This window comes from Hassallia byssoidea VB512170, from assembly GCF_000817785.2.
Lineage (GTDB): Bacteria > Cyanobacteriota > Cyanobacteriia > Cyanobacteriales > Nostocaceae > Hassallia > Hassallia carrinoi.
In genome coordinates, this window is sequence record NZ_JTCM02000063.1 from 24,245 (window position 1) to 37,128 (window position 12,884).

Genomic DNA, 12,884 nt, shown 5'->3' on the forward strand with positions numbered 1-12,884 from the left:
TTGGTTAGTGGTTAGTGGATAGTTGATAGTGGTTAGTGGTTAGTGGTTAGTGGTTAGTGGTTAGTGGATAATAGCAAAGAATAAACAACCAACAACCAGCAACCAACAACTAACAACCAACAACCAACAACCAGCAACCAACAACTAACAACCAACAACCAACAATCCTGAAGCCAAAATTTTATGACTTTTACACCAACAAAAACCCTTGCCGATCAAGTTCGCGCTGATTTCCCAATATTAAATCAGGAAGTCAACGGCAAACCTTTAATTTACCTGGATAATGCTGCTACCTCGCAAAAACCTTTGCTGGTACTTAATCGTTTGCGAGATTATTACGAGCAGTATAATGCTAACGTACATCGCGGAGCGCATACCCTGAGTGCGAAAGCTACTGATGCTTATGAAGCTACGCGAGATAAAGTTGCTAAATTCGTTAATGCTGCATCTCGTCAGGAAATTGTTTACACCCGCAACGCATCTGAGGCGATTAATCTGATAGCCTACAGTTGGGGAATGAGCAATTTGCAACCGGGAGATGAAATTATTCTCTCGGTGATGGAACACCACAGTAATATTGTACCTTGGCAATTGGTGGCGCAAAAGACGGGTGCAGTTTTGAAGTTTGTCGAACTGACATCTGAAGAAACTTTTGATTTAGAACAGTTCAAAACTCTGCTTTCTGAAAAAACTAAATTGGTGTCAACGGTACACGTTTCTAACACTTTGGGTTGCATTAACCCGGTGCAAGAAATTTGTGCTTTAGCGCATGAATACGGTGCAAAAGTATTAATTGATGCTTGCCAAAGTGTGCCTCATATGCCTGTTGACGTGCAGCAAATTGACTGTGATTGGTTAGTTGCTTCTGGTCACAAAATGTGCGCCCCAACTGGGATAGGCTTTTTGTATGGCAAGTTTAAATTGTTGGAATCGATGCCGCCGTTTTTCGGTGGTGGAGAAATGATTGCAGAGGTGTTTTTAGACCATTCTACCTACGCAGAATTACCGCATAAATTTGAAGCTGGTACACCGGCAATTGGGGAAGCGATCGCTCTTGGTGCTGCGATAGATTATCTTAGTAGTATTGGCATGGATAAAATCCACGCTTACGAAGCTGAATTAACTGCTTATTTGTTTGAGCAATTGCAGCAAATTCCCGAAATTAGAATTTATGGTCCCAAACCGGATGCTAACGGTGAAGGTAGAGCTGCTTTGGCTGCATTCACATCCGGAGAAGTCCACGCTAACGACTTATCTACATTATTAGATCAAGAAGGTGTAGCTATTCGTTCTGGACACCACTGCACTCAACCATTACACCGTTTTTTAGGTCTTCCTGGAACCGCAAGAGCAAGTTTATCTTTCTACAACACCCGCGAAGAAATTGATGTTTTTATCAAAGCGTTGAAAGATACCCTGGAGTTTTTCGGTGGTTTGTTTGGTTAATAGAAAATATTTAGATACTAATTGTGTCAATTATTAGCAACGAGTCATGCTTGTAATTGGCACAATTTTAATATATGGGTTTATGAACAAGAGCAAGTAAGATGATTATATCTTCAAGCATTGCCGAACAAAGAACAGTGCTACACAACATTAGCTGGGAAACCTTTGAAGCCTTGCTAGCAGAAACGGGTGAGGATAGAGGTTCTCGATTTGCTTATGAAGATGGGACTTTAGAAATAATGACTCCACTTTTTGAACACGAAAATCCTAAAAGTAATTTTGGCAATTTTATTGTTGCTTTAGCAGAAGAACTAGAAATAGAAATTAAAAGTGCTGGTTCAACAACATTGAAGCGAAGAACCGCAAAAAGAGGCATAGAACCAGATAATTGTTATTATATCCAGAATGAATTAGCTATTAGAGGTAAAGAAACTCTGGATTTAGAAACAGATCCAGCCCCTGATTTAGCAATTGAAATTGATATAACTAGCAGTTCAGTTAACAAATTAGGGATTTATTCCGCACTTGGTATCGCTGAACTATGGAGATATAACGGACGAGATTTAAAATTTTATCAGTTAAGAGAAGGGCAATATGTTGAATGTGAATTTAGTATTGCTTTTCCGATAGTATCGGTGAGTGATATAAGCAGATTTATTCAGCAAAGTAAAACTATGGGTGAAATTGCTTTGCTGAAATCGTTTCGCGCTTGGGTAAGGGAGAAGTTAGGATAGTTTGGGTGGTGATTTTGAAAAAAACAAAATTAACAGCATCTGGAATTGCTGTTTGGTAAGGTGCTATTTACTTTTAACCATCCGGTTTTACATGGGTAAAATTTGGAATTCGTCTGGAAATTTCTTCTGCTGACGTATTAAAAGGAAGCGCTTGAGTTTTCTCAGGAATACGCACTCTGGATATATGTATTCCGTGTAGACAAAATGGACACCATATTGCCATATAACCAATTTTGGTTTGAAAATCTCCAACAAATTGAAAATCTATTCCCAATCTATGGCAACTTGGACAAGCTAAGACTGGTACATTGGGCAAAGTGTTGTTAATGTCAGCCGCTATAGACATGTATAGGTGAAAAAGATTTTTTATATTCATATTTAATTTACCGGAGATGATATCACAAGCAAAACGCGATGGCTTTAAAATTATAAATTATTACTCAAAAGTAAAGTAAAACAATTACAGTTAAACCCCCAAAGAGAAGGAGGTAATAATGTTTGTATTAGACCTATCAGTAGAAAAATGGGTTGGTAATAGAAATGAAGGGGATTTAATAGAAAACCCAAGTTGGCATCAAATAGAAGCAGCTATCCGTGAATTAGATGGCAAGAGCAAAACTTTAGTAACATTAGGAGCCGATGATGAGGCTTATATGAGTGTTGGAGGAGGTGAATTGGGAAAATATGTTGTAAATGTGACTTTCGATAATATAAACTTTCATATCTTAGTTGATTTATCAAAATCCGATGAAATAGAAAAGCTAGTAGTTGGTGGACAAGAAGGAAATTATCCAGCGAAAATGTGTGTTGATTTGCTTCCCTGCCTGCTAGCTGCGAGAACTTTTACCGAATCAGGTAAACTTGATTCATTACTTTGTTGGGAAGAAGATAAGTATGCACGTAATGGCATGATAAAAGCGATCGCATTCCCCAAGCCAAACACTAAAAGAAACGCGAGCGCCTATAATTCCACTACTCTTCATGACAGAAAAATCAAACAATCATACTACTTTGACATAGATTGTAATTTGGTACTAATTCACGATAAACATTGAGTGTTTCTTTATTTACCCGTGCAGCACTAAACCGCTCTATATTTTGTTTCCCTTGATATTTCCATTTTTGCATTTCCCAAGGGTTACTAAGTAATTTCTTCATAGCAGTTGCGACAGCAAAGCTATTTTTAGGTGACACCAAAACACCAGCTTCTCCATTATCTAAAGTCTCAGGAATGCCGTCTACATCGCTGGCAATAATCGCGCAACCAGCTTCCCGCGCTTCTGTGAGAACCAAACCAAAAGATTCGTGGTGTGAAGCGAGGACGAAGATGTCAGTTGCTAGCATATAACGTTGCGGTTCGCTTTGGAAGCCTTCAAAATGAATGCGCGAAGCAAAAGCTGTATTTTGCACTTTTGCCTCAAACATTGCCCGATCCGGACCATCCCCCACTAAATATAGATGAGCATCGGGAAAATCCGCAGCTATTATTACGAACCCGTCGATTAATTCACCAATTCCTTTGCGTTGATACATTCCTGCTACGGTGGCGATCGCCGGACGGTGTAGGGGTAAGGGTTCGTAGTCTAGAATACTGCGATGCCGGGGACTGCCCAATGTACCATTAGCGACGACTCGCAATTTTTTCCTCGGTATACCGCGTCGCACCATCGAATCTGCGACTGCATTACTAACTGCAATTACGCGATCGGCTAACCCCATCAGTACTGCACTACGCTGAAATTCATTGTGTACGGTGGTAACTAAACTATATCCAAAGTTCTTTTTAAACAGCCCTGCTAGCACAGATCCTGTCATCATATGTGCATGGACAATATCCGGCTGAAACTTTTGTATGATTTTTTGATAATGCCCAGTTGCTTTAATTAAATTTGGCGGTGTTCTAGACTGATTTAATTGAAAGTGTTGAGCGCCATAATTTGCTAGTAATCCTTCATATTCGCCACCAGCAGATGCCATCGCAACATCGTGACCAGATGCAGCTTGCAAACAAGCTAGGTCTACTGCCACATTGACAATACCGTTACCAATTTGTTGTATATGATTAGTAAGATGTAGTATACGCATTTTTATTTCTCCACAGGGTCGCCGAGATTAAATTGATTAACTTTAAAATTTGAGACGCAACCTCTGCTTAACTCTTAATAATAAAGAAGTTTCAGCTACTAGGATTCTACTTTGAAGAATATTTCATAAGACCCCAAAAATCGCTTTATAAAGCCAGGGGGTAGACCTTCAATTTGAGAAGAATATGAGGCGATCGCTCTATTTTTTTTGTCTTGAACTGCTGCAATTGATAGCCGATAAGCATCTGCTATATCCTGCAACTTCAGCATAATAAATAGTGGCGCTCTCCAAAATAACCAAATCGCATACTCTAGCAGTTCAACTTCGATTTTTGCTTGAGCGATCGCTTCTTTAACTAAGGTATATGCAGCTTCATGATCCTTATGACAATCTTTTTGATGTGGAACGTAGACTTCCCCTGGTTTATACTTCTGAAGCAGTTCAGCTATCTGCTCAATCGTCTGTTGTCGTTGCAATGCTTCTAAATCTCGCAATGTTCCATCTACTTTATCCAAAAAGTAAATTTCTGATGATTCAACTCCTAAAATATTCAATGCCGTTACTGCTTCTTCTTTGCGAATTTGGATGATTTTATCTTTAATTTCCGAATCCTCGCCAACTGAACCCTGTCCATCCGTCAGAAAAGCTACTACTACTGGTATTCCCTGTTCCCTTTTTAAGGCAATCATTCCACCGCAACCAAAAGTTTCATCATCTTGATGCGGAGAAAACACCATCGCTGATTTTTTGCTAAATGTTAGTGGCATACTTCCACGACGTAAAATCCACCTAACTAGTAAGCTAGAGTGCATATATTGCACTTGATAAAGCCAGGTATTTGGAAGTAATTTTTCTAGCCGTTGGAGAATTTTTTTATAATTCATAGTCACTTGTTTCCTAAATCTAATCATCGAAAAACTTCTGGTAAGTTTTTCTTTGTTTAATGCATATTTGTCTGACTTTTATTTCTTCTTTTTACATAATACCAGTTTTCTTAATCACACTTTTATCTTTTTATTTTTATTACATAAAAAATTTTAACTTTTACAATCACTTTACCTATTCTTAATTTTCCCTTATTTTCACATCAGAATATGCCAAGCAATATTAGTTATTTGCTTGGTGACTAATTTAAATTTAATTATTGAACGAGGGACTCTTTACTGGGGACTGGGGAAACATGTATTGGTATTCATACCCCTACGCTAAAACGCCGACATTACTTCTCAGCCAAGTTTAATAGATCCAAGGGCACAAGAGCGACTATCAAAGGATGAAGGAACCGTCTCCGTTTTGTCTGATTTTTTGTCACCCCCAACCAAGTTTTGAAGAAAACTCTTCCTAGTAAAGAGTCCCTAATCCAAGCGTCCAGGAGCGCCATTCCTCCCCGACTTGCACACGGGGAAGTCGGAGAAACAAGAGCGCGACCCGTTAACTGGAAATTTTTTCCGTCAACACAAAGTTTATAGTAAGATTTATTCCTAATAATCTTGAGTGAATAAGTATTAGTTAAAACTTACTTGATCTACATTTACATAATCTCGAATAATTGTCTTCTAGATTACATTTGTTTGCTTTGACAACAGAAAATACGGGCAGATTTGAAAATACAATCACTACCCAATTTTTGATATTAGCAGTACTGCGCCATTGGAGGTTAAAGGTTAGACTGTATCTTGTGCTTGAAAAATACTACTATTGTGCATAATAGTACCCCCTAGTGATACCAAAAATGTCTAAAAACATACTTGAAATTAAACTATTGATATAAGTCAGGCATTCGGTGTCAAGTTAGCCGATTGGAAACTTTCATCCAACAGACTTGAGGTGAAAATTATTCTTCTCAAACTCCGAATATCGACTTACAACACTGTAGCAGACTATCTATTTATTAGATGTGTTTTAAATCACTTTGGTAGATTGTACACAATCACTTTTCCTTTAGCATCTTCCTCAACAAACACTAAGTACTGACCATTTGAGCGGCGAAAAGCGCGGATACCGTATGGCATATCAATCCAACCACTTTCGCCCTTCACTTCTGCACCAGGTTTTAACTTTTGAACTTCCGCTCCCGTTGCTGTCTTGTAGACATATACTTCTGCGGTTTTCACTGTGACGGCAAACACGTAATCTCCTGCCACACTCATTGCGGCTGTAGACACTTCGCGTTTGCCAGTCGTGTCGTAGGGAATTACAGTTCGCCAACGGGGAGTGCGATTTCCTTTGCTCCAATTGTCAAAACGGGCAATTTCCGATCCAGCAATTGTGGCATCGTCGCCGACTGCGGGGTGATCTACAGTGAAGCCAGACAAATACATAGTGTCTGTTTCCGGGAAATATTCGATTCTGCGGATATCAGTGAATATACTTGGTGTTTTTTGTTTTTGGAGCGAACTAGAGGTGTAGATTGGGTTGCCGTTTCTATCTAGTCCTTGTAACGGATAATGCCGAATGCCGATACCATCTAGAGTTCGCAAGGTTTTCCAAACATCTCCTTTGCTGTCTACCCACAATCCTCCCAGGTAGGGATAATCTTTTGGTAAAGAATCGTATTCGCCTTTGTCAAAGGCGCCGTTACCATTGCGATCGCCCCAAATCCATTCTCCTTCTTTGGGTATATTAGGAAGCCAACTTACAGCTACTGGTTTTCCATCTTTTTCTGGTGTTCCCCAAAACATTCCCGCTGGTATGGCAATTTTGCCATCACTGTTCGGATTGAAACGATAAATCTCTATAAAGCTGGCAAAGATATCTGTGAGAAACATAAAAGGCTTGCCTTTAATACGCCGAAAAAAGGCTGAAGTCGGCGCTGTATGCAAACGCGGATCTTGTGGGTATTTGAAAGGATTTATTGTGTAAGCTTTGTAAGTCGCTTGCTGATCGGCAGGCTTGTTATAATTCATGACGAATTGTTCTTGCTTCGTAAATACCTCAATTCCATCACTAGCTGGGTCAGTATCGGCATTATCGACAAAATGCAAACCTAACAATTGCCACTGTAGTTTTCCGGTAGGTGAAAACTTCCGCAAATCCGTGCCTGAATAATTGAAACCATTACTATTTATATAGATATTACCTGCGGCATCTGTGCCGACTCCAGTAATACCGTAAAATTTCAAATCACTGATTTCCCCAGCCGTACCTTGATATATACCGCCCTTGCTGCCGAAAGTTCCGGTTAATACTGGCTTTTTTTTAATATTGTAAATTAATACTTGCTGGCGCGAATCATTTTCTGCTACTAAAAGTCTATTTTGATTATCGATGGCGATCGCCTGAGGCTTAACTACATCGGCAATCTGTTCTGGTAACTGTTTTCCTTGTTGAGAATAATGTAGAATTTTAGCCGGATTACTACCTTTTTTCGACTGAATAATCCACAAATTTCCTTGACGGTCAACGCTTATCTGTCCGGGATTGCTAAAGCTAAAGCTGCGAATTTCGTCTAGAGTCTCGCTGTTATAAACTCGAATTTTATTGTCAGCGGAATCGCTAACATACAACTCGTTTCCTGAAGTTGCCAATCCAGTAATTTCGCCTTTAGTACTGACAATCAACATGCTGCGATCGTAGCCGCGTCCTTTACTAAAAGCAGCAGGTTTGCCAGATAAGTCGTAGCGTCTTACACAGTACCAAGTTGTTTTTTCTGGGGGATAATCAGCTTTTATGTCGCCCATCGACCCCTGAATCATGGCAAGGTAAATGTATTTACTATTTCCTGTGATAGCTTTGCCCCCGCTACGACTCCAACCGTGGGTTTCCACAGAAGAACCAATAACATCGCCATCTTTGTATATTCCGGCTTCTCTGCCGGCTTCATCCCAACCGCTGTTAGTATAAACTGTACCGTTTGGGGCAACATACATCGCTTCAATCTGGTTTTGTACCCACTTATCGCCACCACCAAATGTATTACCTATCCAAGAGGTTTTGTAGGTGGTTGCTGACGCTACATTAGCAGTTAAATATGTTGCAATTCCAATTGAAATAAGAATTCCAGCTATCAGACTAAGTAAAAAACTGACAACTTTACCCCGTGACAAAAATAAATTCTTGATGTGCTGATTAAACATTTGCATTCTGTGATTGTTGCTTTTGACGGTGTTTTGTTTCTGCCGCAGTTATGGCTGATTATAAATGCCAATTTAGTAATTATTGATCGACCATGTTTATATTTTTTTATTAATGGATAATAATACTCAATCCAGACAGATTCTTTACACAATCACTTAAGTGTTTACTTTGGTTTCATTTTTTCAGTTATCAATTATACGTAGATGAAGATTTAATTAATAGTCAAGAGTAAATACATACAATTAGAATAATTGATGTTTCAATAAGCTAGAACATCTGTTATATCAGTATATATACATTAAATAATCAGATTGTCAGATTTTCTCGGTCGTCTTTACAAAATCTTTATTGAATCGACACAAGTGTTTAAATTTGATTTTTAAAGTTTTTAGAATAATTAAGTAGATGGGCATAAATAAAGCTCCTTAAGTAGTAAGGGCTTCAGCCCTTAAAACCTTGATTTGAGCGGTAAACCGCTCACTACGAACCAGGACAGTATTTTAAGTTTAATTTCACCCACTTACTTATTTTAAATTTCCATCATGTGAAGTGACTTTTTAGATAAAAATGTCAATCAAAATATATATTTGTTGAAGATAAATTTGCTTTTATAGAAACGCTTGGACGCTTGAAAGAGGAATTTTCATGCTGTATTGTGAACTTCGTTCATATTGTCAGATTGCATAAATGCTATTGTTGAGTATTAAATCGCACACCAGCTAAAATCAAATTAATTGCTTGTTGCGTGTATTGCTCAATCATTTCTGGACTTCGCAAGTCTAAATCCGGTTTTGCATACTTAAGATTCTCGTAGGCATCGAAGTAAAAAGTACAAACTGCGGCAATATGAATTGCAGTTAGAAACGGGTCAACTGAACGAAAGCAACCTTCCGCCATACCACGTTCTAAAATATTAATAACTTGCTCGAAACCTTCTTGCCAGTTTGTCTGTTTGTAAAACTTACCTTGATTTTGATTCGCTTCTTGAAATAAAATCATGCCTAAGTGAGGATGCTGGACTCTATAAGCAATAGCTGCTTGGATAACCTCCTTTAAAGCTTCTTCCGGTGGCAAATTATCCAAGTTAGTTTCCCGAATCATGTCGTTTATTGGAAAGTCGAGTCGATGTAAGACTGCTTGATACAGCTTTTCCTTACTCTCAAAATAGTAGTAAATCATGGCTTTGGTTACGCCACTACCCGAAGCGATCGCCTCCGTTCGCGCTCCCGAAAGACCATGCTTGGCAAACTCTTCCGTCGCTGCATCTAATATCTGCGCTTTCGTCGCTTCAGCATCGCGCACTTGTCGAGGTTTGTTAGATGAAGATTTTGATTGCGTTGAACGACCCACAGCTCACCATCAAAGAGACGAACATTATCTTAACTAAAAAACCGAAAACTTTGAGCTAGGACTTTCGGGGATCAAAGTTTTTCAAGACTGGTTAGTAGTTGACAGACAAAATGAAATTGGTTAAATTAATAACTAACTAAAAAATTAGTTAACTAGTTTGGGCATAACTCAGTCAGTAGATTAAGTAAAAAACATTACGCTGTAAGCTCACTTAATCTACAATATTTTGCTGTAGTCATAAAAGGAAGAAAATAACAATGTCTATGCTTTTTGGCGCACCTTGGCTGTTAGCACACAAATCGATGTTAGAGGTAAACAAACCGAGAAAAGTTTCCCTCTACGGTTGTGATTACGTGCTGTGGAAAGATGCAGCAGGTAAAATCAGTGCCTTACCTAATGCTTGTCCTCATATGGGAGCAATGTTATCTTCAGGTTGGTGTCAGCAACGTGAAGATAAAACTAGTGTTGTAGTTTGTCCATTTCATGCTTTGGAATTTGACAGTGAAGGTTGTACTATTTTGCCCGGTTCAAATAAGAAAACTTTACCACAATTGCAACCGTTAGAACTGATTATTCAAGATGATTTTATTTGGTCTTATGGCGGATATGAACCCAAAGTACCAATTCCGACAATTTTGAATGAAATAACTGCTAAGTATGACTTTATTGGACATACAGCAGACACCAGCGTGGAGACAGACTTGCTCACCATGCTGCTAAATATGCACGATTATAACCATCAAAACGGTACTCATCGCCCTTTATTTAGAATTGAAGAAGTGCAATTTGAGAAGTTTATCGACAACGGGCATGAATCGCACGCTTTTTTTGATATGCCTACAGCACCTACAACTTTAAGAGAAAAAATCAGCAATCCTGATTTGTTGCTACTACCAAAAGTCCTGAAACCGCACTTAGAAAATCACTTTCCGTCTTTAATAATTTCACATGTTGAAAACTGGGCAGCTAAAGTTGCACAATGCCACCTGTTTATCCCAGAATCGGAGATGCGGACACGCACTTATGTATTGATGTTTGGGCAAGCGAAACATCCAGCATTTAAAGCGTTGGGTAACAAGTTTCTCGACTTTGCCAAAGTTGTTGTCGAACAAGATGCAGATATTTTAGGGAAAATTTACCCAAATACTCCACAGAAAATTAAGCTCAATAATGAAGTGGGAATGGATTGGGTAAGACGCAATTTTGCCAGTTTCCCCGAAATTGGGGAACCGAATTTTTCTAAGTAATTATTGCAGTATTCGCATCTAGGTTAAGTGTTTAACCTACGATTTTAGATCAAAGGCGATCGCATGGCAGTTACATTCCTCTGCTATAAGCAAATGCTGCGCGATCGCTTTCACGCCACCCCCAAAACTACCATACTATCGGCATTAAATCCTAGTTTATTTAAAAATTATATTTCTCTCCCAATTATGAAGTAATTGTAAAACTTAATAAGTTGGTATATATAATTATCCTAAATAAATTTAATGTTAATATTACTTAGCATTATTTAGGATGATGCTTTTTTGTCAATTTATCAAATTGGAGGTGGGAGTGCATTTTATTAAAAATAAATACAAAAACAAGAGTACTACAGTAGCTCGTAAATTAAATTTTTCCAGAGTAAAAACTCTAGATTTTTCTCATGTTAGAGGTGATGTTTTAGCAGGGATGACTGTAGCGTTAGCGCTGATTCCAGAATCTCTGGCTTTTGCTGCTATAGCTAAAGTTGAACCAATGGTAGCTCTATATACTTCCTTTTGTATAGCGATCGTTATTTCCGTGTTTGGTGGAAGACCGGCAATGATTTCGGCAGCAACTGGTTCGATGTCGTTACTGATGACATCATTAGTAGAAAAACATGGAGTTGAGTATTTATTTGCAGCCACCATTTTAACTGGGATAGTTCAATTTCTGATGGGAGTTGGGAAATTAAGCAGATTTTTTAGCTTTATTCCTCAATCGGTTGTGGCAGGTTTTGTGAATGCTTTAGGCATGTTAATTTTTGTAGCTCAAGTTAAACAATTTGCTGGACAACCTTGGCAAATGTATTTGATGGTAGCAGCTACATTGGCGATTGTTTATCTTTTACCTCGTATTACCAAAATTGTACCATCACCGTTAGTTGCGATTGTAATTATGACAATCGTGGCAATAACTACAAAAGTCAATGTTCGCAGAGTCGGAGATATTGGTAATATTACAGGTACGCTACCATCGTTTCATCTGCCGCATATTGATTTTTCTTTAGAAAGCTTTTTAATTATTTTGCCTTACTCATTAACGCTCTCGATTGTCGGTCTTTTAGAATCTTTATTAACAGCAGATTTACTCAATGAGTTAACAGAAACCAAAAGCTCTAAAAATCGAGAAGTCAAAGGTCAGGGGATTGCCAACATAGTCACAGGCTTTTTTGGTGGAATGGCTGGTTGTGGTATGGTTGGGCAATCAATTATTAATATTAGGTCTGGAGGCAAAGGGCGTTTATCAACTTTTGTGTCTGGGGCTTTTTTATTAACTTTAATCTTTGTTTTTAGAGATATAGTTAAGCAGATACCGATGGCGGCATTAATTGGTATCATGATTATGGTGGCTTTTGAAACCTTTAGTTGGAAATCATTACAACAGTTAAGAAAAATGCCCCTGAGTGATGCGATTGTCATGCCTGTAACGGTAGCGATCGCTCTCTTGACTAATGACCTTGCTAAAGGTGTTTTGGTCGGCGTAATTATTAGCACTTTTATTTTCGCTTGGAAAGCAGCCCAAATCAAAGCAATAAAATCATTCGATGCTTGTGGTGCGAAAATATATACAATATCCGGACAACTTTTCTTTGGTTCAATTACCAGCTTTATCGAGTTCTTTAACTATGCAGAAGACCCGGAAAAAGTTATCATTGACTTTCATCATGCTCATGTCTGGGATCATGCTGCTGTAACTGCAATTTCTCAGGTCGTTGCTCGATATGAAAAATTAGATAAGCATGTGGTGATTGTTGGTATGAACCAAGATCAGTCATTTATAAATCAGGTAGGTTCGGAAGAATTTGTGAACTGAGCGTGATTTCATAACAATTGAAGGGGAATGTTGCGATCGCTCTGCATTAACATAACATCGCTCTGCATTGGCATAACATCGCTCTGCATTAACATAACATCGCTCTGCATTGGCATAACATCGCTCTGCATT

At 38.6% G+C, this 12,884-nt stretch carries 10 protein-coding genes; 6 read left to right on the top strand and 4 right to left on the bottom strand.

Features of this window, described 5'->3' with window-relative positions; genetic code table 11:
• Positions 1-183: 183 nt before the first annotated feature.
• The 3 genes from PI95_RS22550 to PI95_RS22565 all read left to right on the top strand — a co-directional run bounded on the left by PI95_RS22550 (position 184) and on the right by PI95_RS22565 (position 3,235).
• Positions 184-1,446 (top strand): cysteine desulfurase, encoded by a 1,263-nt coding sequence (locus PI95_RS22550; protein WP_039741119.1) that lies wholly within the window; start codon positions 184-186, stop codon positions 1,444-1,446.
• A gap of 101 nt (positions 1,447-1,547) precedes the next feature.
• A complete protein-coding gene (locus tag PI95_RS22555; RefSeq protein WP_039741117.1) occupies positions 1,548-2,180 on the top strand; it encodes a Uma2 family endonuclease in 633 nt (210 codons plus the stop codon).
• A gap of 494 nt (positions 2,181-2,674) precedes the next feature.
• Positions 2,675-3,235: an Imm1 family immunity protein gene (locus PI95_RS22565; protein WP_163519103.1), complete on the top strand. Its 561-nt coding sequence runs from the start codon at positions 2,675-2,677 to the stop codon at positions 3,233-3,235.
• Here the strand turns inward: PI95_RS22565 and PI95_RS22570 are convergent.
• The 4 genes from PI95_RS22570 to PI95_RS22585 all read right to left on the bottom strand — a co-directional run bounded on the left by PI95_RS22570 (position 3,174) and on the right by PI95_RS22585 (position 9,692).
• The gene (locus tag PI95_RS22570; RefSeq protein WP_039741116.1) at positions 3,174-4,265 is read right to left on the bottom strand and encodes a glycosyltransferase family 4 protein; all 1,092 of its coding nucleotides are present in this window, start codon (positions 4,263-4,265) and stop codon (positions 3,174-3,176) included. The two genes, PI95_RS22565 and PI95_RS22570, sit on opposite strands and share 62 nt — an antisense overlap.
• A gap of 98 nt (positions 4,266-4,363) precedes the next feature.
• The gene (locus PI95_RS22575) at positions 4,364-5,149 is read right to left on the bottom strand and encodes a PIG-L deacetylase family protein (RefSeq protein WP_039741113.1); all 786 of its coding nucleotides are present in this window, start codon (positions 5,147-5,149) and stop codon (positions 4,364-4,366) included.
• A gap of 1,023 nt (positions 5,150-6,172) precedes the next feature.
• Positions 6,173-8,341, bottom strand: coding sequence for an NHL repeat-containing protein (locus PI95_RS22580; protein WP_163519104.1), 2,169 nt, complete (start codon positions 8,339-8,341; stop codon positions 6,173-6,175).
• Positions 8,342-9,032: 691 nt separating this feature from the next.
• A complete protein-coding gene (locus PI95_RS22585; protein WP_039741109.1) occupies positions 9,033-9,692 on the bottom strand; it encodes a TetR family transcriptional regulator in 660 nt (219 codons plus the stop codon).
• A 263-nt stretch (positions 9,693-9,955) separates the two neighbouring features.
• Here PI95_RS22585 and PI95_RS22590 point away from each other — a divergent pair, with 263 nt between their 5' ends.
• From PI95_RS22590 to PI95_RS22595, 3 genes are all read left to right on the top strand, one after another.
• Positions 9,956-10,939, top strand: coding sequence for a Rieske 2Fe-2S domain-containing protein (locus tag PI95_RS22590; RefSeq protein ID WP_201280566.1), 984 nt, complete (start codon positions 9,956-9,958; stop codon positions 10,937-10,939).
• 63 nt (positions 10,940-11,002) lie between these two features.
• Positions 11,003-11,134, top strand: a complete 132-nt coding sequence (locus PI95_RS36935) for a hypothetical protein (protein ID WP_268896808.1) — start codon at positions 11,003-11,005, stop codon at positions 11,132-11,134.
• A 115-nt stretch (positions 11,135-11,249) separates the two neighbouring features.
• The gene (locus PI95_RS22595; RefSeq protein WP_336507615.1) at positions 11,250-12,752 is read left to right on the top strand and encodes a SulP family inorganic anion transporter; all 1,503 of its coding nucleotides are present in this window, start codon (positions 11,250-11,252) and stop codon (positions 12,750-12,752) included.
• The last annotated feature ends 132 nt before the right edge of the window (positions 12,753-12,884 follow it).

Excerpts from the sequence above, each read along its gene's own strand:
- PI95_RS22550 (WP_039741119.1), top strand. The coding sequence starts at position 184 with ATGACTTTTACACCAACAAAAACCCTTGCCGATCAAGTTCGCGCTGAT.
- PI95_RS22555 (WP_039741117.1), top strand. The coding sequence starts at position 1,548 with ATGATTATATCTTCAAGCATTGCCGAACAAAGAACAGTGCTACACAAC.
- PI95_RS22565 (WP_163519103.1), top strand. The coding sequence starts at position 2,675 with ATGTTTGTATTAGACCTATCAGTAGAAAAATGGGTTGGTAATAGAAAT.
- PI95_RS22570 (WP_039741116.1), bottom strand. The coding sequence starts at position 4,265 with ATGCGTATACTACATCTTACTAATCATATACAACAAATTGGTAACGGT.
- PI95_RS22575 (WP_039741113.1), bottom strand. The coding sequence starts at position 5,149 with ATGAATTATAAAAAAATTCTCCAACGGCTAGAAAAATTACTTCCAAAT.
- PI95_RS22580 (WP_163519104.1), bottom strand. The coding sequence starts at position 8,341 with ATGTTTAATCAGCACATCAAGAATTTATTTTTGTCACGGGGTAAAGTT.
- PI95_RS22590 (WP_201280566.1), top strand. The coding sequence starts at position 9,956 with ATGCTTTTTGGCGCACCTTGGCTGTTAGCACACAAATCGATGTTAGAG.
- PI95_RS36935 (WP_268896808.1), top strand. The coding sequence starts at position 11,003 with ATGGCAGTTACATTCCTCTGCTATAAGCAAATGCTGCGCGATCGCTTT.